This window comes from Kandleria sp. (assembly GCF_017934775.1).
Taxonomy (GTDB): domain Bacteria; phylum Bacillota_I; class Bacilli_A; order Erysipelotrichales; family Coprobacillaceae; genus Kandleria; species Kandleria vitulina.
This window is the reverse complement of record NZ_JAGBIX010000003.1, coordinates 1-22,999: the sequence shown is the minus strand read 5'-3', so window position 1 is coordinate 22,999 and position 22,999 is coordinate 1. Positions and strand designations below refer to the sequence as shown.

The following is a 22,999-nucleotide window of genomic DNA, read 5'->3' as shown; positions in this document are numbered from 1 at the left end:
TTAGTGTGCCTCCTTCTTACAAATAAAAATCAAACGTTCACATTTCTCATGGTAATCCTCAAAATCACTGTAGACTTCAATATCTAAAAAGCCTGCCTTCTTCAGCATTTCCTGATAAGTTTCCATAGAGAAAGTTCTCTGATGATGAATCTCTTCTACTCTCTCTTTGCTTTCCTTATCTTCAATGACTACATGATGAGTAATGTTACCCTGATGATCAGAAGAAACATCCCATTCAAAATAGAAATCTTCATCATCGTTTTCTTCCTTATAGCCATCAAGTATAACATTATGCTTGTAAAGACTATTGACATCAAAAACAAAAGCACCGCCCATCTTTAATGATTCATAAACATTATTAAAGACACTCTGCACTTTTTCTTGTTCAATGATGTAATTAAGAGAATCCACAAAGCAAAGCACTGCTTCAAAATCGTCATGACCACTAAAGTCACACATATCCATACGATAAATAGGAAAATGATATTGCTTAAATGCGGCTTTCTCAAAAAGCACTTCAAGCATATCATTAGAAAGATCAGTCGCCGTAATCTGTTTTCCTTCTTCAATAAGACGAAGGGTCATTTCACCAGTCCCACAGCCAAGTTCCAATCCTACCTGAAAATGAATATGTTCATTTAAGAAATGAACATATTCATCATAAAAAGCAGGATCCATCAAGCTATCATAATAATAAGCAAATTCCTGATAACTCATTAGTCAATCATTGATGCTACGTCTAAACGTGGCATATCACTCCATAATTTTTCTAGATTATAGGCATCTCTTTCATCATTTTCAAAGATATGGCACACAATATCTCCACAGTCGATTAAGATCCATTTAGAATCTCTTAATCCTTCTATACCTTTTACTTCATATCCGTTTTCAGCTAATGCATCTTCAACGCTATCCTTGATTGCATGCAACAAACGTGCATTGCTGGCAGTGGCCAATACAAAAGTATCAAAGATAGGACTAGCTTCACGCATATCGATAGCTACGATGTTTGTTGCTAACTTATCATCCATAGCTTTAACAATACATTCTAATTTAGTCATAAATATCTCCTTCACCGTAAGTCTTATAAACCTCAAAGAACAGCGGATCAATTTCTCTATTCTTAGCTTTAGAGAAATCGTAGAACTGCTTAAGCTGTCTTGAAAAACCTACATGTATGTTTTCTTTACAAATTTCAATTTCCTTGCTTGAATCATATCCACGTAGTGGATCAAGTTTATCTGCACAATACAGACATTTACCAAGGACACTCATGCTTGTAGATGCTGTTGTATGATCTTCAATAGCCTTAAGAATCTCCTTGTCATCAAGAAGAAAATCCTTCTTGCATAAATAAGCAGAAAGCCATTGATGCCATACTGGTACTGGCTTATCCATAAACTGCGCAAACTCCTGCGACATAATTAAAGAAGCCTTCTTATGATCCATCTCTTTAGCAATATCATGCATCAATCCGGCAATATATCCTTTTTGTGGATCAATTCCATTGCACTTGGCAAACTCTCTTGTAAGCTTGGCAACAGAAAGAGAGTGATTATATCTCTTTAAAGAAAGATAAGGCTTAATCATCGTTTCAAGATAAAGACCTTTTCTTGAAATATAAGCAAGCACACGTTCATCAAGCATCTCAAGATGCCCTTCTTTAATTTCAGAACTAGATGCTTTCATTTCCACGTTGTTCATCTTAATAAAATGGTAACGATCTAAATTTTCATGATCACTAGGATAATCTGCTCTATTAAATGCAACCAGCTGTACAAGCTTAGAAATATTTTCTGCTTCTACCCATTTATCAAAAGAAGCAGCCTGATCCATTCCCATTAAATAATAATAACTCACATCAGGGTGCATCTTAACCAATGCTCTTAATGTATCAATAGTATAATTCTTACCATTTTCACTAGCATCAAGCTCAATACGATCAATCTTGATTTTCTCTTCATCACTTGTCGCAATTTCGATCATCTCATAACGTTCTTCTCCACTTGCAACAGTATGATCCTTCCAAGGATTATTCTTCGTTGGAATAAAATAGAAACAGTCAAGATCAAAGTGCTTGATAGCCTCTTTAACAATACTTACATGTCCTTTATGGATAGGGTCAAAGCTTCCCCCAAGCAACCCCACTTTCATTAGATCTGATAGATTCCTTTTTCGCTTGCCTTATAAAGAATAATAGTATGTCCAATAATATGAACAACTTCAGCTTTTGTTAATCTTGAAATCTCTAATGCTGCTTCATTGACAGTCTGAGGACATGTATCTAATAATTTTACCTTAATTAATTCTTTTGCCTTTAAAGCATCATTAATGCTGTTAGCCTGCTTCATGCCAACACCATCTTTTCCAACCTGGAAAATTGGTTTTAACGCATGTGCTTCACTTTTTAAATATTTCTTCTGTTTACTTGTTAACATATAATCTCCTTAAATTAAACATTCCCTAACAAAGACATCAACGCCTTCAGGAACACTGATTCGTAATTTACCTTTTGTATTGACACTAATAAAGCCTAAACCTGAAATAAAGACTTCTTTCTTCTCACCTTTCTTAAATGAGAACTCATAAGATTTCATCTGTGAAATCTTATCTACACCAAGCGGATAAAGCTTAAGTTCCTTATGATTATCAAAAAGAGCATCCGCATTAGCCATCTTTGTACGATGGATCTTTAATTGTCTACTAAAGTAGCAAACAAAGCCTGCTTTCTCTCCTTCAAGATAATCCATTCTTGCTAAACCGCTCATATATAAAGTCTGCTTCGCATTCAGCTGGAAAGACATTGGTCTTAATTCCGACTGTGGCACAATAGTCTTAAGATCTTTTTCTGCCACATGAGAAGTCATCTGCGCTTCATTCATGATTCCTGGTGAATCATATAAAGCACTCTTTTCATCAAACGGAATACGAATAAGATCCAAAGTTGTACCAGGGAACTCACTTGTCGTAATTGTCTGTTCAACATCACTATAATGCTTTAACAATGCATTAATAAAAGTTGACTTCCCAACATTGGTCATACCGACCACATAAACATCTCGACCTTTTCTGTATTCTTCAATCGCATCAAAGATTTCATCAAAATTGAGTTTCTTCTTTCCGCTTGTCAAGATGACATCTACAGGCTTGATACCTTCATTTTTAAGCTGTCTTCTCACCCACATATTTAAACGATGATCTTTTAATGACTTAGGAAGAACATCTCTCTTATTTCCTAATACAAGAATATCATTAAAACCTACGTGACGTGTCAAGCCGCTGATAAGACTTCCATTAAAATCAAAAAGATCCACAATATACACTACAAGACAATCCTTGTCTCCTATGGATGTAATGATCTTAAGAAAATCTTCTTTAGAAAGATGGGATTCCATCTTCTGATGATAATGCATAAGCTTGAAACATCTTTGACATAAAGGCTTATCTTTATTTAATGCGTTTTCTGGCAGATAGCCAGGCTTATTTTTATCTTCACTTTGAATGACTGCTCCGCAGCCACCACATCTTAATTCACTCATTTCATCACCCTTTTCGCCCTTCATTGTACACTATTTTTTTCCTCATGAAAAGAGAATGTCCATTGACAAATTTACAAGAAAAAAGGCATCCCATAAATGCTTTCTTTATGGGATGTAGCCTTATTAGAAATCATCGTTTTCAAACAGATCATCAAACGAGATCGGCTTGAATTTATTCTCTTCTTTCTTCTTTATTGGAGTTTCCTCTTCAAATAAAGTCTTTTCCTTTTCTACCTGGAAGAATTCCTTGAAAGAACCTTCCTCTTCTACTTTACCATCGGCAATAAGCAGACGTGGATCATAGATAAAATCAATTGACTTATCTTCAAACGACTTGATACCACCAGGTCTATTAATTAATCCGGTGAAATTAAAGTCCTTAGCACAGACCTCAATCGAACCAGATTCACCATAGAGTGTCAGTGTATCATATGTGTCCATGATATAGCCATCATAAAGTGTAATCTGACGTGATTTAGGCGATTTGAAAATCAAGTTTCCTTTATTGGCACGTTTGCATGCAGGAATATCAGAAACATGAATACGCTTGATACCAACTGGATCAGTAAAGATCACAAGTGATTGTGGATTGGCTGGATTAAAGACACGCATAAATGCGAGCGAATCATGAGTCAAGCGAATACCCTTGACCCCACCGGCCTTAATACCAACGACTGAAATCTCTTCTTCACTATATAAAGCAGCATATCCTGCCTTGCTGGCAAGAATGACACCATCATGACCACTAGAAAGCTGAACTGAAACCATCTCATCATCAGCTTTAAGATTCATACATTTCATAGGTCTAGAGAAACGTGATACTTCAAAGTCCGCAATAGCTACTTTCTTGATTGCACCATCTCGTGAAGCCATCATCACATACTGTGGTGATTTGAAATCTTTGACAAGCACAGTTGCGATAATCTTTTCATCATTATTAAGCTTAATAAGATAACTGATATGCTTACCAAGATCTTTCCACTTAAACTCTTCTAGCTTATGAATTGGTACAAAACAATAATTACCACGATTAGTAAAGACTAAAAGTGTATACAACGTATTTGTTTGACAAAGTGAAACAAGACGATCATCGTCTTTCTTGCCAAAGGCGGTATTCTGACTGGCCTTATATGATCTTAAAGAAATCTTCTTGATATAGCCATCTCTTGTAACTGAGACATAGCAATCTTCAGATACAATCATAGCCTGTGCATTAATTGAAGTATCCATGATTTCATCCTTGATTGTTGTTAAACGAGGAGAAGGATATTTCTTCTTGATTTCTCTTAATTCACTGATAATAACCTGTCTTAAAACCTTTTCACTGCCAAGAATTTCTTTTAATTTTTTTATTTCTTCATGTAAAGATGCTAATTCTTCCTCTAATGCCACTATATCCGTATTTGTTAATCTATATAGCTGTAACATGACAATAGCTTCAGCCTGTACTTCAGAAAAATCATACTGATCCATCAGATTAAGTTTAGCATCTTTCTTATCTTTTGATTGTCTGATTGTATGTACAACATCATCAAGAATAGAAACAGCCTTGATTAATCCTTCTACAATATGTTCACGAGCACTAGCCTTATTTAAATCAAATGTTGATCGTTTGGTTACAACATCTATTTCATGATTGATATACCCATCAATAATAGAAACAATCCCCATCTGTTCAGGTCGCTTATCCTTGATAGCGACCATATTATAATTGTAGTTCTTCTGTAAATCGGTATTCTTGAAGAAATAATTAAGCGTATTCTGTGCATCTACATCTTTCTTTAAATCAATGACAATGCTTAACCCATTACGATCTGATTCATCTCTTACTTCAAGAACACCATCGATGTCTTTGTTAAAACGAATTTCATCAATCTTTCTGACAAGATCTGCCTTATTGACTTCATAAGGAATTTCACTTATGACAATCTGATTCATGTTCTTCTTTTCCACAATTTCATAACGTGATCTGACAACGACTTTTCCACGACCGCATTGAAGAGCTTTCGCAATATCGCTTGCCCCTTCTACAATGGCACCAGTAGGAAAATCTGGACCTTTGATAAACTGATGTAAATCATCAAAATGACATTGTGGATGCTTGATACGATAAATAGTCGCATCGATGACTTCTCCTAAATTATGAGGAGGAATATCTGTCGCATAACCTGCAGAAATACCTGTTGCACCATTGACGAGCAAGTTTGGATATTTAGCAGGAAGAACTGTTGGTTCATATTCTGTATCATCGAAGTTTAAGGCCATCTCTACTGTTTCTTTATCAAGATCCTTTAAAAGTTCCATAGAGATTGGCGCTAATCTTGCTTCAGTATAACGCATGGCTGCTGCTGGGTCATTATCGATAGACCCGTTGTTCCCTTGCATATCTACAAGAGGAATTCTCATCTTCCAATCCTGTGATAGACGCACCATGGCATCATATACAGATGAATCGCCGTGAGGATGATAGTTCCCAATAACGTTACCGACTGTTTTAGCAGATTTACGATAAGCTTTAGTAGGAAGATTTCCTTCCTTAAACATCGCATAGAGAATACGTCTTTGAACTGGTTTTAAACCATCTCTGACATCTGGAAGCGCACGATCTTGGATAATATATTTTGAATAACGTCCAAAACGATCTCCCATAATATCATCAAGGGACATTCTTAATATCTTATTATCTTCCATTGTGACCTCCTATTAATTCTTTTTGATCCATTGTAAAGGCATCAAAATCATCGGCCATAGAGAACTGTACATTATCTTCAATCCATTCTCGTCTTGGTTCAACCTTATCACCCATCAAAACAGAAACACGACGTTCTACTAATGCAGCATCTTCAATATTGACCTGAATAAGTGTACGGGTTTCAGGATTCATGGTTGTTTCCCAAAGCTGATCTGCATTCATTTCACCAAGACCTTTGTAACGCTGTACATTGTATCCTCTTCCGACAATCTTCTTAGCCTCTTCAAGATCTTTCTCATCCCAGCAGTATTCAACCTTTTCCTTCTTGCCATTCTTCTTTGATACCTTATATAAAGGTGGCATAGCGATATAGACCTTTCCTGCCTGAATCAATCCTTTCATATAACGATAGAAGAATGTCAGCAATAAGATCTGAATATGAGCCCCATCGGTATCCGCATCGGTCATGATAATAATCTTATCATATGCTGAATCTTCTACATTGAAATCACTGCCGTATCCTGCATTGATTGTATTGATCATTGTCGCAATTTCTTCATTCTTCAAGACATCAGTAATACTTGCTCTTTCAGTATTGACAACCTTACCTCTTAAAGGAAGAATAGCCTGGAACTTACGATCACGTCCCTGTTTGGCACTACCACCGGCTGAATCCCCTTCGACAAGATAAAGCTCATTCTTTTTCTTATTCTTTGACTGAGCAGGCGCAAGCTTCCCACTTAAGATCTGCTTTTCTCTCTTCGCCTTATTCCCTCTGGCGGCTTCTCTTGCTTTTCTAGCTGCATTTCTAGCACTTGCAGCTTTAATCATTTTAGCAACAAGAGCATCAGCTTCATCTTTATTTTCTTCAAGATAATAAGTCAAATACTCCTGAGTCACCTGTTCAAGTATATTTCTAGCAATAGGTGTACCAAGCTTTGCTTTAGTCTGTCCTTCAAACTGTAAATATTCTTCTGGAATCTTTACTGAAAGAATAGCTGTTAATCCTTCTCTTACATCAGTACCTTCAAGATTCTTATCTTTCTTTTTCAATAAATCATACTTTCTTGCATATTCATTAAAGACCTTTGTAAGACCTGACTTAAAGCCCATTTCATGGGTACCGCCATCACTTGTTCTTACGAGATTGACAAATGAAACAATGTTTTCCTGATAGCCATCAGTAAACTGTAAGGCCACTTCTACTTCAATTTCTTTTGAATCATCATCAAAGCTTAATACCTTCGATATGCTTTTATGCTTACCGCTATTTAGCCAGTTGATAAATTCTTCTAGCCCATTTTCATAAAAGTAGTTTTCATGACGATCAGTACGTTCATCATGAAGCTCCATTTCAATGCCCTTTAATAAGAACGCATCTTCCCTTAAACGTTCACTGATAGTAGAAAAATTAAAATTGATTTTCTTAAAAATCTTAGAATCAGGCATAAAATGAATTGTAGTACCTGTCTTCGTTGTCTTTTTTCCTTTTTTTAGATCATGTATAACTGATCCACCATTTTCAAACTTCTGTGTATAAGTATAACCATCACGATAAACAGTTAATTCTAAATATTCACTCAACGCGTTAACAACCGAAGAACCTACACCATGAAGACCACCGGATGTCTTATATCCACCATCGCTAGAAAACTTACCACCTGCATGAAGAACAGTCAGAATGACTTCAGTTGTAGGACGACCTGTTTCTTTATTAATACCAGTAGGCATACCACGTCCTTCATCTTCTACAGTAATGCTATTATCTTTATGAATTGTCACTACAATCTTTTTCCCAAAACCAGCTAGGGCTTCATCGATTGAGTTATCCACAATTTCCCATACAAGATGGTGCAACCCTCTTGCATCTGTAGACCCAATATACATACCAGGTCTTTTTCTGACAGCTTCCAATCCCTTGAGGATTTGAATATCAGATTCATCATAATGTGTATTAGGCATCATTAAACCTCCTCCATTAACTGCTCTATTATATCATAAACGAAATCTATTTGCATATTCTACTTTGCATTTCTATTTAATATATGTATAATGTTTTCTTGAGGTGACACTATGAATATCGTAATATCCGTTTTATGTCTTATTATGGCATACTTGTATGGTTCTGTACCCTTTGCACTTGTCATTGGTAAAGTATTCTACAATACCGACGTCCGTACAAAAGGTTCAGGAAATCTAGGAGGAACAAATGCAGGAAGAGTGCTTGGAAAAAAAGCAGGATTTGCAGTCATTCTTCTTGATGGTACAAAATGTATCGTCGCAATTCTTATTACAAGATTGTTAGCAGCGTATTTCAACCTATCTGATGACTTATTCTACTTTTCTGCACTCGCATGTATCATCGGTCACTGCTACCCGATATTTGCAGGATTTAAAGGCGGCAAAGGCGTGTCTTCCGCTATCGCCTATACATTGATGACTAACATCTACGCATTTATTTTCGCTGTATGTGTTTTCATGTTTACATTAAAAACAACTAAGTATGTCTCACTTTCATCCATCATCGGTTCTGTGTCTGTTGCTATTGTTGCACCATTCATCGGACTTATTCCACCACATTGGCATTACAGTACAGTTGGAATCATTATCAACTTTGTCATTGCGGCGCTTATTGTCTTCAAGCATCATGCCAATATCAGTCGAATCAAGAATGGAACGGAAAGTAAAGTGCAATGGCTTTAAAATAAATTTGACTCCTATAGGGGTCATTTTTTTATGCCAAAATATGCATGATGAACTCTTTAAGCTGCAAGATCTTCAATATAAAGATTTTCATGCAAAACCGCTTAAAAGTGATGAACACAGTTTATTCCTAATACATCTGCCACATCACTATTACGATGAAAATCAGCTTCATGCCTTCATGATATCAGAAACAAAAGACTTTCATGAAGCCATCAGACAAGCCAATATCTTCCTTCCCTATGTAAACAACTGGACACCTGTAATCAGCTTAATATAAAAGCATTCAAGAAACATAAAAATGAACTTCTGCCTTATATTAAAGAATGGCTCAATTCCAATAAAGTCTATACTCTTCGCTTTTCCATTACTTGTCTTATGCGTTATTTTCTAGATCAAGACTTTAACATTAAATACCCTAAACTCGTAGCCTCATCAACATTATGATTGCTGGGCATTTTGCAAAACAGTATGATGCTATCTTGCCTTTTATCAAAGAACGTAAGCTAGATCATTGGGGAGATAATAAAACCATTCAGAAAGCAATTAAACAAAAAGAAGAACCTAAGAAACTAAAAGAAATCCCCAATTAGGGGATTTCTTTACTGTTTAATAAAAGCTTCTTTTGAAACTACAGGAAGAAAATCATTTTGCCCGTATGCTTCCATGTGGAATGATCCATCATAATCAAATATCGTTAATGAACAGCCATTGACAATCTGTTTATTGATCTTTACATAATCCTTTCTCTCATAACCTAAAAGCAATGAAACAAGGACAGTAAAACAGAAACCATGAGTGACGATGAAGATATCTTCATCTTTCTTTTTGATATCATCAATAAAAGAATGTAATCTGTTTTCAATTTCATCATATGATTCTCCACCAGGTAAGCCCGGTGAAATTTCTGGATGATTCCAAAGAACATCATAATCATGTTTCATATCTTCAGGCATTTCATTAAAATGAATACCTTCATAAATACCAAAACACATTTCCTGAATACGATCATCTACAGTGATTTCTCTTTCAGGGAACAGCATTTGAGCTGTTGTTAATGCTCTTTTAATGGGACTAGAATAAATACGATCAACATGTAGATCTTTAATGTGATCTTTTAATGCGTAAATATTCTTGATACCATCTTCAGTTAAAGGAGAATCTTCTCTTCCCTGAAGACGTTTTTCTTCATTCCACTTTGTACGGGAATGTCTTGTAATATAAATCTTCATACCAAATAAAAATAAGGGATTCCCCTTATTTATATGAGTCATTAATGTTTTTCATAATACGTCTAATCTGTGCTTCGTTAGGTTTACGTCCCATTTCTCTAAACATAGCACGGATCATCTTTTCATTGATAGGTGGATTTTTCTTAAGTTCATTCTTGAACATCCATCTAGAAAAGAAGAATACAACAACTGCTGTTATAATACACGCTATAAAAGTCGTAATAAAACTTGACATAATACACCTCCATGAGTGTTTTAATTATATCATTGTTGAAACCGTTTGTAAAACAAAAGATGAATCTAATATTAGATTCATCTTAGTCTATTTTATAATGAACGATAAGTTTCAACAACATTATCTACTGTAAAGCCATATTCTTCAATGACCTTGTTTGCTGGAGCACTTGCACCAAATGTATTGACAGATAATACTTTACCATCTAAGCCAACATATTTATGCCATCCAAATGGAGATGCCATTTCTACAGCTAATCTCTTTCTAGTAGCATTTGGCAATACAGATTCTTTATATTCAACGCTTTGTGCATCGAATAATTCCTGTGAAGGCATTGAAACAACTCTTACCCCACGATCACCCTGTTCAAATAATGCTTTCTGAGCTTTAACAGCTAATCCAACTTCAGAACCAGAAGCAATGATAATACCAGATAATTCAGTTTCTTCCTTAGAAACAACATAAGCACCCTTTGATACATTTTCAAAAGTCGCATTAGTAATATTATCAACACCCTGTCTTGTAAGAATCAATGCTGTAGGATTCTTAGTAGATTCAATTGCAAGTTTCCATGCTGCACACATTTCATTAGCATCAGCAGGTCTTAAGACTCTCATTCCTACCATTGATCTAAGCATTGCTAACTGTTCTACTGGCTGATGTGTTGGACCATCTTCACCAACAGCAATACTGTCATGTGATAATGGAAGTATGATTGGCAATTCCATTAAACATGCCATACGTGCAGCGGCCTTGAAATAATCACTGAATACTAAGAAACCACCGGCTGCAATCTTCACACCCTTGTGTAAAGTCATACCATTCATGATAGCAACCATTGCGAATTCTCTGATACCAAAGTATAAGTTTCTTCCGCTATAGTCTTCACATGAATATCTATTTTCATTAGCAATTGTAGTCTTAGTAGAAGAAGCCAAATCAGCAGTTCCTGACAAGAATGTAGGATTCTGTGCAGCTACTTCCTGAATAATCTTCAATGATACATTTCTTGTTGCTTCAGTAGAACCATATGGGAACTGTTTTAACAATTCATCATATGCTAATGTGAAACGTCCTTCAATAGCATCATTATAAAGCTTATAATCTTCAGGATACTTTTCTTTATATTCTTCTAAAGTACTTTCCCATTTACTATAAGCACGTTTACCTCTGTTGAACACATTGTCCTTGAAGTCATCATAAACTTCTTCAGGTACAAAGAATTCATCATGATCAAATCCATAAGATAATTTAGCATTCTTGCCATCTTCACTACCTAATGGTGCGCCATGAACAGCATTAGTTCCTTCGTTCTTAGAACCTCTACCAATAACTGTCTTCATGATAATAATAGAAGGTTTAAATGTTTCACGCTTAGCTTTTTTAATAGCCTTATGAAGAGATGCTGTATCTTCACCATCGCTGACTTCAATAACCTGCCAGTTCATGGCTTCATATCTTTTCTTAACATCTTCACTAAATGAGTATGATAGAGGACCATCCAATGTGACATTATTTGCATCATAAATAACAATAAGCTTTCCTAAAGAAAGATGGCCTGCTAATGAAGATGCTTCGTAAGTTACACCTTCCTGCATATCACCATCGCCACATAATGCATATGTATAATGATCAACGATAGCTGCGTCTTCCTTGTTAAACTTTTCAGCTAAGAACTTTTCAGCCATAGCCATACCAATTGCCATAGGAATACCCTGTCCTAATGGCCCAGATGAAGCATCAACACCATCAGTAACATTAATTTCAGGATGCCCTGGTGTACGTGAGTTCCACTGTCTGAACTGCTTTAAATCATCCATAGTTAAATCATAACCAGATAAATGCAATAAGCTGTATAATAAAGCACTTGCATGCCCACTTGCTAAAACAAAACGGTCTCTATTCTGCCATTTTGAAACTTCTGGGAATACTTTCAATTCCTTAGTAAATAATGTGTATAATGCTGGTGCTGATCCAATTGCCATACCTGGATGTCCAGACTTAGCCTTGTTGATCATATCAATGTTTAACGATCTAATCGTTGCAATAGATAGTTGCGAATTCATGTGTACGTTTGTCCCCCAATTCTACTCATTCAATGTTATATTTACAATATCGCGTTTTCCTATTAATGAATCTTATGTTTTCTATGAGGTGTTACATCGTTCCCGTTAGGGTCTACAACTTTAATTGAAGCAAGTTGATTTCTAAAATTCCCTCTAAAAATTTCCAAATACTTTTGACGTAAAGTATGCTGCTTCTTTTTTTCTTCCTCTGTTAATCCTTCTTCTTTGCTTTTCTTTGCTAAAGCATTAATTTCTTTGATTAACATATCCATATCTTTAGACATAAAATCTCCTTATAAAAGGACCTAAGAGAGTTAGGATTATCCCTGTTAAGTACAGGTGGGCACCTTGTGACAAGCTTTAGGATCCCTACTTAAAGAAGGTCTTCAACACCACTGTCAGCAATCAGGTTCCCTTATAATATATGTAGGAAATTCATATATGCTCTTAGGTCAAGAACATTATAACATAGTCCTTTTACCTGTCAATAATCCTTTTTCATTTGATGAAAGAAACAAAATTGCAATGTGATAAACATCATTTTTTATGTCACAATTTTACCTCATATTAAAATAAAATAATTAATAAAATACTAAATTTTTAAACAAAACAAAGGATAAAAGCGCTTTACTTTTTAAAAGAACATGAAATTCATAAAAGATGCAATTGTGAAACAAGGATATTTTCATTATAAAAAAATAAGAGGATTTTCATCCTCTTATCTCTTAGATTTATCATATGGAACCCCATCAGCACGTGGTGCTGCAGAATTCTTAGATGTGAATGCTAATAAAATCAATGTAGCAACATATGGAATTAGCTTATAAACAGTATCAGGTAAAGCTAAATGAGCTAGGAATGGCACTGAACCATAAGCATAAGCTAATGTCTTAGTGATACCAAAGAAGAACGCTGCACCAGCAATTCTTAATGGTGCCCAGTTACCAAAGATCAATACTGCTAAAGCAAGGAACCCATAACCATCAACTGAGCAAGTAAATTCAGTTGAGATTGGAAGAATGTAGATTAATCCACCCATTCCCCCAAGAATTCCTGATAAACCAACACCAAGATATCTGATCTTATAGACGCTAATACCGGCAGCATCAGCAGCCTGTGGGTTTTCCCCACATGAACGAATTCTTAGACCAGTCTTAGTCTTCATCAAAAAGAAATAGCTAATGATCAAAATAGCAATCGCAATAAATGTAGTAATATAGAAATTCTTAAAGAACAAGTCTCCAAGAACAGGAATATCAGATAATACAGGAACAGAAGAAATTCTGAACTCATTTGTAAAGCCGATATTCTGCTGACCATCCTGTAAAGTCTTGGCAATAAAGATACCAAGTGCAGGACCTAACATGTTAAGGGCAGTACCAGAAATTGTCTGATCCGCTCTTAAGTTAACAGCCGCAAAGGCATGTAGCATAGAGAATAAACATCCCACTGCTGCTGATACCAATAACGCTGTAAATAACAGTGGCATACCATGCATGATATCATTACTCTGCATGAAGTTCATATAGAAAATACCACTAAATCCACCAATAATCATAATCCCTTCTAACGCCAAGTTGACAACACCTGAACGTTCAGAAAACATACCGCCAAGCGCAACAATCATAAGTGGAATCGCAAATAATAATGTCTGAGCAAATAAGAAATAGACAATGTTCATTATTTGTTACCTCCCTCTTTTGCAGCTAACGTTTTATGTTTCTTTGACTTTCTAAACTTATCAAGCATAAGCTTAATAAATAGTGTAAATGAAGCAAAATAAACAATAACTGCAACAATGATGTCGATAACTTCAATCGCAATATTTAATGACTGCATGTAGTTACCACCAACATTGATATAAGCGATAAATAATGATGCAAAGATACATCCGATTGGATTAGAGAAACCTAATAATGCAACTGGAATACCGTTGAATCCTTCTGGAGGAAGCACTTCACTGATCTGAATAGCTTTACCAGTACCACCTAAATAAGCGATAGCGCCACCTACACCAGCAAATAAACCAGCAATAACAAGTGACATGATAACAGCCTTAGTTTCATTCATACCAGCATATTTAGCAGCATCCTTATTAAATCCAGTAGCCTTTAACTCATAACCAAATGTAGTCTTATTCATGATAATCCATGCCACAATACATAATGCCACAGCAATCACAAATCCAAAGTTGATTGAGCTTCCTTCAAAGATCACATCAAGACCAAACTTAGGAATAGCTCTTTCAGTAGAAACAGTCAACGACTGAGCCCCAGTTGATTCATAGATGAAAGTCTTAACACCACGAATAACTAGCAATAAGCCCACATAGTTCATCATGATACCAGAGATTACAACATTGACATTTCTCTTAGCCTTAAGAATACCAGGCACAAATGCCCATAAAGCACCAGCAAGACCACCACAGATAATAGCGATAAGCCATGCAATAGCATCAGGCAAGAATGTTGCCTTAACACCAATCAACAATGCAACAAAAGCACCTACATAATACTGACCAGGTACACCGATATTGAATTCTCCAGTCTTATAGGCAAACGCAATCGAAAGACCAGTCATCATAACTGGAACAGAATAGGCAAGAACATCACCTAAAGAAAGCATACCTTCCTGGAATCCACCAGTAAGCATGATCAAGAATCCTTCTAATGCATCAGCTGGATTGGCAATCAGGATGATAACCAAACCAACAAGAAGACCAATCAAGATAGCGATAAGTGATGAGATAACCGACTTTGTGCTATCTTTTTCAAAAAATCCTGCAGATTTATTTTTCATAACCTATCCCCCTCTTAGAACCTGCCATATATAATCCTAATTCCTTGACATCAACGTCTTTAGGATTTACATCAGCAACAATTTCACCTTCGTACATGACAAGAATACGATCACTCACTGTCATGACTTCATCTAATTCAAGGGAAACAAGCAATACAGCATGTCCGCTATCACGATGTTTGACAATCTGCTTATGAATAAATTCAATTGCTCCAACATCCAATCCACGAGTAGGCTGAACTGCAATCAATAGATCACTATCAGATTCAATTTCTCTTGCGACAATGGCTTTCTGCTGGTTACCACCAGACATACCACGAGCAATAGATTTAGAACCTTCACCTGATCTTACATCATATTGTTCAATCAGCTTATCAGAATAAGCATTCATGGCATCAAAATCAATAAAGCCATGCTTTTCAAATTCTGGTTTATAATAGCTCTTTAAAATCATATTTTCAGCAACGCTGTAATCCAATACAAGACCATGTTTATGTCTATCTTCAGGGATAACAGCCATACCAGAATCATTTCTTTCTCTAATAGAAGTTGTTGTAATATCCTGACCATTCAAATAAACATGCCCAGCAGTAGGCTTTTCAATACCAGAAATATTATAAACAAGCTCACTTTGTCCATTTCCATCAATACCAGCGATGCAGACAATTTCACCCTTCTTGACTTCAAATGAAACATTATTCAATAACGGCTTATTGGCACCCTTGGGCTGATAAGTCAAGCCATCAACCTTCAATACAGTATCAGTTGGTTTTGCTTCATCCTTATCAACAATAAAGTTTACCTTATGTCCAACCATCTTTTCAGATAAGACATCCTTAGAGACATCAGCCACATTGACTGTATCTACATAACGACCCTTTCTGATGATTGTACAGCGATCAGCAACAGCCTTAATTTCATTTAGCTTATGCGTAATGAAAATAATAGACTTTCCTTCACTAATCAATTCTTTCATAATATGCATCAATTCATCAATTTCCTGTGGTGTCAATACGGCAGTAGGTTCATCGAAAATTAAGATCTCATTATCTCTAAATAACATCTTAAGAATTTCAACACGCTGCTGCATACCTACAGTAATGTCTTCAATCTTTGCATCAGGATCGACATTCAAGTGATATCTTTGAGAAAGATCCATTACTTTCTTTCTAGCTTCACTCTTCTTCAATTTGCCAAATAATCCTGTTTCTTCAATACCTAAAATAATATTTTCAAGTACTGTAAAATTATGAACAAGCTTAAAATGTTGATGTACCATTCCAATCTTATACTTATTTGCATCATTTGGATCATTAATCAAGACTTCTTTACCATGAATTTTGATCTTACCTTCATCTGGCTGATAGAGTCCAAACAAGATACTCATAAGGGTAGATTTGCCGGCACCATTTTCTCCAAGCAAAGCATGTATTTCTCCTTCTTTGACTTGAAGAGTTATGTTGTCATTCGCTTTTATCCCAGGGAACTCCTTTGTGATATTAAGCATTTCAATAGCATAGTCCACTCTTCCTTCACCTCTTCCAAACAATTATACATGAAATAGCTTTAAAATAAAGAAATTTTTATTAAAAAAAGAAAAGAACGCTTACACGTTCTTTTCTACTTGTTCTTATCCTTCAAATTTAACTGTTACATTAGTTAAAGCAGCTTTTAATTTAACAGTTTTATTTGGGTTACCTTTTGCTGATTCATCATCAGAATGAGTTAAGATCTTTGTAGTACCATCTTTAATCTTAGCATATTCAGCTTCGTAGTCAGCTTTCTTGAAAGTCTTAAATCTTGAGAAATCAGAAGATAAACCAATATAGCTTCCAGAAGCATCAAGAACATAAGCCCCACCTTTGAACTTATTGTCATAAACTGCTGTAATCTGATCAGCAACAGTCTGTTTAACGTTCTTTAATGCAGATGTAACAACTGTCTTAGAATCATCTTTCTGGTCACTGTCGACACCAATTGAGAATTTCTTAGTATCTTCAGCAGCCGCAAATACTGAGTTACAAATCTGTCCACCACAAGAGAAGATAATTTCTGTTCCACCATTGTACCAAGCAGTAGCCTGAGTCTTAATTGATGGAGATTCGTTGAATGTACCAGTGTAAGTATAGTTAACAGTAATTTTTTTGTTTAATTCTTTAGCTGCATCATTTGCACCCTGTAAGTAACCATAACCATAGTTGATTACTGCTGGTAATGAGATACCACCCATGAAACCAAGCTTAGTATAACCATCTTTTACAGCGGCATATCCAGCTAAGTAACCTGGCTGCTGTTCCTTATAAGAAGCGCAGTATACATTTTCTGCAGGATCAACTGCTGCATCCTTCTTAGTTGGAGTGAAATCGATACATACAAACTTTACATCTTTATAAGTCTTATCTTCCTGGATATCTCCCATTGCATTTGCAAATTTGAAACCAGGTAAAACTACGATCTTAGCACCATTCTTTACAGCGCTCTTGATCTGTTTCTTATAACCTTCATCATCGAACGATGCTGGCTTATAGTACTTATAGCCTTTGCCATTCTTTTCGCCGTATTCTTTTACAGCTTCCCAAGCAGACTGGTTGAATGACTTGTCATTAATTCCTCCTGAATCAGTAATAAGTGCGATTTCTGTTTTCTTGTTAGAACCGCTACATCCCACAAGTACCATTGAAAGTACCATCAAAGATGCGATCAATTTTTTCATAAAATCTTTCCCCTTTCGAATGATCTATACACATAATACCACCTCATATTTAGATTTAAAAGAGTAATTTTTTCCGATTAAAAAAAATCTATAAAAAGTTATTGAATAAAGCGAAAAAAGAAGATGAAATTAATTTTCATCTTCTTCACTATAACTCTTAATATAAACCTCTCTAGGCTTAGATCCCATCTGTGGACCAATGACTCCGTTAGCCTCAAGTTCATCAATAATTCTTGCAGCTTTATTATAACCAATTCTGAATTTTCTTTGAAGAAGAGACGTACTTGCCTTTTGCATCTGAATAACAAAAGCACGACATTCTTCATATTCTTCATCAAGATCATCACCGGACTCACTGCCGCTAGAACCATTGGATGCCTCTTTAGCATTGACATACTTGTCATCATAATCAGCTTCCATCTGGTTAGATACAAAATCAACAACTCTAGCCACTTCCGCATCATCCACAAAAGCACCCTGTACTCGAATTGGTGATGAAGAACCCATAGGAGAAAAGAGCATATCCCCTTTTCCTAAAAGTTTTTCTGCACCGCTTGTATCAAGAATAGTACGTGAATCGATACTAGAAGAAACTGCAAAAGCAATTCTTGAAGGAATGTTAGCCTTGATAACACCGGTAATAATATCAGTAGAAGGACGCTGTGTTGCAACAATCATATGAATACCAGCAGCACGCGCCATCTGTGAAATACGCATGATACAGTCTTCAACCGTCTTGCTGGCAACCATCATAAGATCTGCCACCTCATCCAAGATTACAATGATATATGGCATAACCTCCATAGCATCATCGCCATTGGCTTCATTTTGTTCCTTGGCAAACTTATTATAGCTTGCCATATTTCTCTTATTGTTTGCCGCAAATACTTCATAACGTCTTTCCATCTCAGAAACAACTTCCTGAAGAACCCCTGCTGCTTTCTTTGGATCAGTGACAACCGGTGCTAAAAGATGAGGCACTCCATTGTAGTTAGAAAGTTCTACTTTCTTTGGATCGACAAGAATTAGCTTAACTTCATCAGGTGTCGCCTTCATAAGAATGGATGTGATAATTGAGTTTATACATACTGACTTCCCTGAACCTGTTGCCCCAGCAACAAGCAAATGAGGAAGCTTATTTAATTCCGCTACGATAAGCTGTCCAGAAACATCTTTTCCTAACGGTACAGCTGTCTTGTTTTCCCAGCTCTTGTCATGCATGGACTGCTGGAATATTTCATTATAAGGCACCATCGCCGCATTCTTGTTTGGTACTTCAATACCAACATATGGCTTACCTGGAATCGGTGCTTCAATACGAATATCCTTGGCTGCTAAAGCCAACTGGATATCATCCTGCAATGAAAGGATCTTATTGACACGTGTTCCAATTTCAAGCTTTAGCTCATACTTTGTAACAGTAGGACCAATCATCAGATCTTCTACGTGAACATTAACACCAAACTGTTTGAGCAATTCTTCTAGATTCTTGCCGACAATCTTGGCATTACGCATTTCATCATTGCCCTGCTTTTGATTCTTGACAGGATTTAAAAGCTTATAAGAAGGAAGCTGATAATCGCCCTTCTTTGTCTTGACGGGCTCATTATGAATAATCGGCTTTTCTTCTTTCTTGACATCATCTTTAATATCAAGTCTCATTGAAGGCTCATCAAATTCCAATGCTGGTTTTTCTTCTTTCTCTTCTTCATCAAAAATAAAGGCATCCATAACTGATTCCTTAACTGGCTTCTCTTCTTTCTCCTCAAAAGCCTGATCTGGGAAAAGGACACGTTCCTTCTTCTCACGATGAAGAAAATCAAAGAACTTGCCAGGAGCACTTTCTTCCTCTTCCTCCTCCATAATCTCACTTTCTCTTTCGCTATATTCCTTATACTTAAAAAACAGCTTTAAAGTAGAAAGAACAAGACCAATCATAATAAAGAGAATACCAGCCCATAAAGCACCAGTCGGTGCAAAAAGAGCTGAGAAAATACCATAGAAGATATAACCGATAAAGCCTCCTCGAATATAATGACCTGATTGAAGATAAGTCATAATAAGCTTTATTCCCTGATCATTCTTGCCATAACAAGAAATCATCAATGAGGAAAAGAAAATCATCATGATTCCTACCGCCTCAGGAGAACTCATCTTAGGAAGACGAGCATTTATCAAAAGATAAAGCAATATCAAAAGTATCAGAATATACGCTGTCGTAATAAGTACATTACCAAAGAAAAAGGCAAAAACACTATGCAAAAGCACACCAATAATGCCTAGCTTCAGATAAGCAACAACTGTTAAAAATCCTAAAATCAAAGCTGTCAGTCTCAGTTTTAATGATGCAGATAACATCGGCTGAGCTTTTTTCTTTGTCGTCTTTTTCTTATTCGACTTTCTACGTGCATTCGTTTTCTTTTTCGCAGCCATGATTTTCCCCCTTCTGTAATAAAACCAAATGAATAGAAGATGTGGATCATCCCACATCTTCTATTTTAAACTTCAACAACGACCCCAATAAATACTGGTTTCTTGCCTGTTTCTTTAACAATATAACGCATGCTCTGTTCGCGCATCATGTTTCTAATATCCTGAATATCCGTTTCAGGTTCATTTTCTAAAGTAGCAACAGCCTTTTCACAGATGTTGACGACTTCTCTGATCACATAGCTTGCATCCTTCAAGTAGACAAAACCACGTGTCTGACAGTCAGTCTGTGCAATGATTTTCTTTGTCTTCTTATCAATAGTGACACCAACTACAACAACACCATCATTAGAAAGCTGAATACGATCATCGATAACCTTGGCTCCTACATCACCAATACCGCTACCGTCAATCATGACATCATTGACTTCAACTTTTCCTCTGCCGCTCTGTAATTCTCCACCTTTAAAAGTAAGAGTTTCACCATTATCAGCAATGATGATATTATCTTCATCAATCATCATATCCCTTGCAACCATCGCATTGTTGACAAAGGCACGATAATCACCCTTGATTGGAATATAGTACTTAGGCTTAAAGATCTGAATAACAACCTTGATATCTTCTTCAGAAGCATGCATTGATAACAGTTCCTTACTCTTAAGAATTTCCACATTAGCTTCAGTACGATAAAGATTATTTCTTGCTCTCGTAGCAATCTTTTCAGTACCAGGAAGAACAGGTGAAGCAACAATGAAAGTATCTCCCTTTCTTATCTTAAGAAGATCATCTCCACCATCAAGAATATCATCAATATCACTATAGATTGACTGAGGTCTGCCCGATAACAAGATAACATATCCATTATCTCTAGGGAACTTGCCAATGTTTTCCTTCTTGCCAAGCACCTTACGATCAACCTTGATACCAGTCTTATGACTCTTCTTCTCAAGTCTTAAGATACTGTTGGTAGGATCATATTTATCACGTCCATAAAAGACAATCTTACGACCATACTTCTTAGTCAATTCAACAATTTCTCTTGTTCTGAAAATATTTTGAGCATAAGACGTAATAATGATGCGTCCCTTTGCATCTTCAAAAATATGTTCAATCTTATCAGTCAACTTATGCTTAGGTGAAGTATATCCTGATCTATTTGCATAAGATGACTCAACAAGAAGCGCTAAGACACCACGTTTACCGATTTCCATCATCTTCTGCAGATTGCAGCTAAATTCCAATGGTGCACCAAAATCAATAATGAATTCTGACGCATAGACAATATAGCCAGCATCTGTCCAGAAAGCAACGCCAACACTTCCAGGAATGGAATGTGTCACTGGGAAGAACGCAACCTCAACACCTTTGATCTTGATAGTTGCATCTCTCTTAACACGACGCAAATCCATGTTAAGTTTTACTCTATTATGCCTTTCATAACGGCCAATCATTTCTTCAATTAAATCAGCAGTAAGATTTGGAGCATATACAGGTACATCATGAATATCCCTCAACAAATATGGAAGACTGGCCATTACATCATCATGGCCATGCGTAATTATGATTGCCGCAATCTTCTCTTTATTTTCAACTAGATATTCAAAGCTAGGAATAATGACATCAACTCCCAATTTATCTGAGTCTGGAAAACGGAAACCTGAATCCACAATAAAAATCTTATCGTTGATTTCAATACAATAATTGCTTTTTCCGTTTTCAGCCTGTCCTCCTAACGCCAAAAACTTTATTATATCTTTCATCTAATAATCCTTTCTCATGTAATTTCTTTTTACACATTATAGCACATTTTAGCTTTATCTCAATGTATTAAGCCTATGGGTTTCATGAATTTCTAGACAGTCTTCCCGTTTACATCTTTTTATAGTAAAATCACAATGAAAGGAGTAACGCATGGATTACATCTTTATATTATTGACAATCTACATTGCCTCAAGGCAGAGCCTTTTATTCAAGAATATCTCTTCTGTATCAGCTTCACCTAAGTATCATCTTATTGTCCTCATCTATACATGCCTCATCGCATTGTATTTATTCTACCAGCAGTTAAGCTTTCTAAAGATCGTATCTCATAAGAAAACGTTTCTTCTTATTTCATTACTATGTGCCCTCTCCTTAAGTATATCATCACTTATCATCTATAAAGACAATGCGCATCTTGCCTCACGCATTCATGTCTATACATCTTTATTTCCAATTGTCATTATCTTCTTATTGCAGATAAGCATACTCAATCTTCTTAAAAACAAGATGATGCCATTATGCATTGAGCTGATCAAAAGATTTATGGTCTATATAAGCCTAATGACAATCATCCTATGTACATTTGCCTGCATCAATGGCTTAAGTGAAATAGTCACGCTCATCTATATCTTCTCATTCAATAAAAAAGTACGTTCAATCTTATGATTGAACGCTTTTTACATATAAGAAAAAAACACCCCGAAGGGTGTATATTTCAGATGGCGTCCACTGAGGGATTCGAACCCCCGACCGCACGCTTAGAAGGCGTGTGCTCTATCCAGCTGAGCTAAGTAGACTTCTTATGTCCTTCCCGGACTGCTCACAT

General features: G+C 36.0%; 20 protein-coding genes and 1 tRNA gene. 3 read left to right on the top strand and 18 right to left on the bottom strand.

The features are described 5' to 3' along the window. The 7 genes from J6L95_RS00340 to parE form a co-directional block, all read right to left on the bottom strand. On the bottom strand, positions 1 to 717 hold the full coding sequence (locus J6L95_RS00340) for a class I SAM-dependent DNA methyltransferase (protein ID WP_029073088.1): 717 nt from the start codon (positions 715 to 717) through the stop codon (positions 1 to 3). Next, the gene (gene rsfS, locus J6L95_RS00335; RefSeq protein ID WP_029070772.1) at positions 717 to 1,061 is read right to left on the bottom strand and encodes a ribosome silencing factor; all 345 of its coding nucleotides are present in this window, start codon (positions 1,059 to 1,061) and stop codon (positions 717 to 719) included. The genes J6L95_RS00340 and rsfS overlap by 1 nt, the downstream gene beginning before the upstream one ends. Next, positions 1,054 to 2,154, bottom strand: a complete 1,101-nt coding sequence (locus tag J6L95_RS00330; RefSeq protein ID WP_031588585.1) for a nicotinate-nucleotide adenylyltransferase — start codon at positions 2,152 to 2,154, stop codon at positions 1,054 to 1,056. Before J6L95_RS00330 ends, rsfS begins: the two co-directional genes overlap by 8 nt. Next, positions 2,154 to 2,438 carry a ribosome assembly RNA-binding protein YhbY gene (gene yhbY / locus J6L95_RS00325; RefSeq protein ID WP_029070770.1) on the bottom strand — a complete coding sequence of 95 codons (285 nt, stop codon included), beginning with the start codon at positions 2,436 to 2,438 and terminating at the stop codon, positions 2,154 to 2,156. The genes J6L95_RS00330 and yhbY overlap by 1 nt, the downstream gene beginning before the upstream one ends. Positions 2,439 to 2,447: 9 nt before the next feature. Beyond that, complete coding sequence (yqeH, locus tag J6L95_RS00320) at positions 2,448 to 3,539, bottom strand: ribosome biogenesis GTPase YqeH (protein WP_287457669.1); 1,092 nt, start codon at positions 3,537 to 3,539, stop codon at positions 2,448 to 2,450. 123 nt (positions 3,540 to 3,662) lie between these two features. Continuing rightward, entirely contained in the window at positions 3,663 to 6,230 is a 2,568-nt protein-coding gene (gene parC / locus J6L95_RS00315) for a DNA topoisomerase IV subunit A (protein WP_287457668.1), read from the bottom strand. Then, entirely contained in the window at positions 6,220 to 8,193 is a 1,974-nt protein-coding gene (parE, locus tag J6L95_RS00310) for a DNA topoisomerase IV subunit B (RefSeq protein ID WP_502711009.1), read from the bottom strand. The genes parC and parE overlap by 11 nt, the downstream gene beginning before the upstream one ends. A 111-nt stretch (positions 8,194 to 8,304) precedes the next feature. Here parE and plsY point away from each other — a divergent pair, with 111 nt between their 5' ends. After that, complete coding sequence (gene plsY, locus J6L95_RS00305) at positions 8,305 to 8,934, top strand: glycerol-3-phosphate 1-O-acyltransferase PlsY (RefSeq protein WP_287457666.1); 630 nt, start codon at positions 8,305 to 8,307, stop codon at positions 8,932 to 8,934. 443 nt (positions 8,935 to 9,377) lie between these two features. After that, positions 9,378 to 9,527, top strand: coding sequence for a hypothetical protein (locus J6L95_RS00300; protein ID WP_287457665.1), 150 nt, complete (start codon positions 9,378 to 9,380; stop codon positions 9,525 to 9,527). A gap of 9 nt (positions 9,528 to 9,536) precedes the next feature. On the opposite strand, the gene J6L95_RS00295 is transcribed toward J6L95_RS00300, so the two are convergent. From J6L95_RS00295 to J6L95_RS00250, 10 genes are all read right to left on the bottom strand, one after another. After that, on the bottom strand, positions 9,537 to 10,166 hold the full coding sequence (locus J6L95_RS00295) for a histidine phosphatase family protein (RefSeq protein WP_029070765.1): 630 nt from the start codon (positions 10,164 to 10,166) through the stop codon (positions 9,537 to 9,539). Positions 10,167 to 10,191: 25 nt separating this feature from the next. Continuing rightward, the gene (locus J6L95_RS00290; protein WP_074624518.1) at positions 10,192 to 10,401 is read right to left on the bottom strand and encodes a YneF family protein; all 210 of its coding nucleotides are present in this window, start codon (positions 10,399 to 10,401) and stop codon (positions 10,192 to 10,194) included. A 92-nt stretch (positions 10,402 to 10,493) separates the two neighbouring features. Continuing rightward, positions 10,494 to 12,467, bottom strand: coding sequence for a transketolase (tkt, locus tag J6L95_RS00285; RefSeq protein ID WP_287457663.1), 1,974 nt, complete (start codon positions 12,465 to 12,467; stop codon positions 10,494 to 10,496). A gap of 62 nt (positions 12,468 to 12,529) precedes the next feature. Continuing rightward, on the bottom strand, positions 12,530 to 12,751 hold the full coding sequence (locus J6L95_RS00280) for a DUF896 domain-containing protein (RefSeq protein ID WP_029070762.1): 222 nt from the start codon (positions 12,749 to 12,751) through the stop codon (positions 12,530 to 12,532). Between the two features lie 434 nt (positions 12,752 to 13,185). Further along, entirely contained in the window at positions 13,186 to 14,148 is a 963-nt protein-coding gene (locus tag J6L95_RS00275) for an ABC transporter permease (protein WP_287457661.1), read from the bottom strand. Then, a complete protein-coding gene (locus tag J6L95_RS00270) occupies positions 14,148 to 15,266 on the bottom strand; it encodes an ABC transporter permease (protein ID WP_287457660.1) in 1,119 nt (372 codons plus the stop codon). Before J6L95_RS00270 ends, J6L95_RS00275 begins: the two co-directional genes overlap by 1 nt. Next, positions 15,256 to 16,791, bottom strand: a complete 1,536-nt coding sequence (locus tag J6L95_RS00265) for an ABC transporter ATP-binding protein (protein ID WP_287457659.1) — start codon at positions 16,789 to 16,791, stop codon at positions 15,256 to 15,258. Before J6L95_RS00265 ends, J6L95_RS00270 begins: the two co-directional genes overlap by 11 nt. Positions 16,792 to 16,896: 105 nt before the next feature. Beyond that, positions 16,897 to 17,979 (bottom strand): BMP family lipoprotein, encoded by a 1,083-nt coding sequence (locus J6L95_RS00260; protein ID WP_029073082.1) that lies wholly within the window; start codon positions 17,977 to 17,979, stop codon positions 16,897 to 16,899. A 129-nt stretch (positions 17,980 to 18,108) separates the two neighbouring features. Beyond that, positions 18,109 to 20,412, bottom strand: coding sequence for a DNA translocase FtsK (locus J6L95_RS00255; RefSeq protein WP_287457658.1), 2,304 nt, complete (start codon positions 20,410 to 20,412; stop codon positions 18,109 to 18,111). Between the two features lie 65 nt (positions 20,413 to 20,477). Beyond that, positions 20,478 to 22,172, bottom strand: a complete 1,695-nt coding sequence (locus tag J6L95_RS00250) for a ribonuclease J (RefSeq protein WP_029070756.1) — start codon at positions 22,170 to 22,172, stop codon at positions 20,478 to 20,480. A gap of 151 nt (positions 22,173 to 22,323) precedes the next feature. On the opposite strand from J6L95_RS00250, the gene J6L95_RS00245 reads away from it, so the two are divergent. Further along, the gene (locus J6L95_RS00245) at positions 22,324 to 22,839 is read left to right on the top strand and encodes a hypothetical protein (protein ID WP_287457656.1); all 516 of its coding nucleotides are present in this window, start codon (positions 22,324 to 22,326) and stop codon (positions 22,837 to 22,839) included. A 54-nt stretch (positions 22,840 to 22,893) separates the two neighbouring features. Here the strand turns inward: J6L95_RS00245 and J6L95_RS00240 are convergent. Beyond that, positions 22,894 to 22,970, bottom strand: a tRNA-Arg gene (locus J6L95_RS00240). Between the last annotated feature and the right edge of the window lie 29 nt (positions 22,971 to 22,999).

Coding starts and splice junctions, on each gene's coding strand:
- J6L95_RS00340 (WP_029073088.1), bottom strand. CDS start 717: ATGAGTTATCAGGAATTTGCTTATTATTATGATAGCTTGATGGATCCT.
- rsfS (WP_029070772.1), bottom strand. CDS start 1,061: ATGACTAAATTAGAATGTATTGTTAAAGCTATGGATGATAAGTTAGCA.
- J6L95_RS00330 (WP_031588585.1), bottom strand. CDS start 2,154: ATGAAAGTGGGGTTGCTTGGGGGAAGCTTTGACCCTATCCATAAAGGA.
- yhbY (WP_029070770.1), bottom strand. CDS start 2,438: ATGTTAACAAGTAAACAGAAGAAATATTTAAAAAGTGAAGCACATGCG.
- yqeH (WP_287457669.1), bottom strand. CDS start 3,539: ATGAGTGAATTAAGATGTGGTGGCTGCGGAGCAGTCATTCAAAGTGAA.
- parC (WP_287457668.1), bottom strand. CDS start 6,230: ATGGAAGATAATAAGATATTAAGAATGTCCCTTGATGATATTATGGGA.
- parE (WP_502711009.1), bottom strand. CDS start 8,193: ATGCCTAATACACATTATGATGAATCTGATATTCAAATCCTCAAGGGA.
- plsY (WP_287457666.1), top strand. CDS start 8,305: ATGAATATCGTAATATCCGTTTTATGTCTTATTATGGCATACTTGTAT.
- J6L95_RS00300 (WP_287457665.1), top strand. CDS start 9,378: ATGATTGCTGGGCATTTTGCAAAACAGTATGATGCTATCTTGCCTTTT.
- J6L95_RS00295 (WP_029070765.1), bottom strand. CDS start 10,166: ATGAAGATTTATATTACAAGACATTCCCGTACAAAGTGGAATGAAGAA.
- J6L95_RS00290 (WP_074624518.1), bottom strand. CDS start 10,401: ATGTCAAGTTTTATTACGACTTTTATAGCGTGTATTATAACAGCAGTT.
- tkt (WP_287457663.1), bottom strand. CDS start 12,467: ATGAATTCGCAACTATCTATTGCAACGATTAGATCGTTAAACATTGAT.
- J6L95_RS00280 (WP_029070762.1), bottom strand. CDS start 12,751: ATGTCTAAAGATATGGATATGTTAATCAAAGAAATTAATGCTTTAGCA.
- J6L95_RS00275 (WP_287457661.1), bottom strand. CDS start 14,148: ATGAACATTGTCTATTTCTTATTTGCTCAGACATTATTATTTGCGATT.
- J6L95_RS00270 (WP_287457660.1), bottom strand. CDS start 15,266: ATGAAAAATAAATCTGCAGGATTTTTTGAAAAAGATAGCACAAAGTCG.
- J6L95_RS00260 (WP_029073082.1), bottom strand. CDS start 17,979: ATGAAAAAATTGATCGCATCTTTGATGGTACTTTCAATGGTACTTGTG.
- J6L95_RS00255 (WP_287457658.1), bottom strand. CDS start 20,412: ATGGCTGCGAAAAAGAAAACGAATGCACGTAGAAAGTCGAATAAGAAA.
- J6L95_RS00250 (WP_029070756.1), bottom strand. CDS start 22,172: ATGAAAGATATAATAAAGTTTTTGGCGTTAGGAGGACAGGCTGAAAAC.
- J6L95_RS00245 (WP_287457656.1), top strand. CDS start 22,324: ATGGATTACATCTTTATATTATTGACAATCTACATTGCCTCAAGGCAG.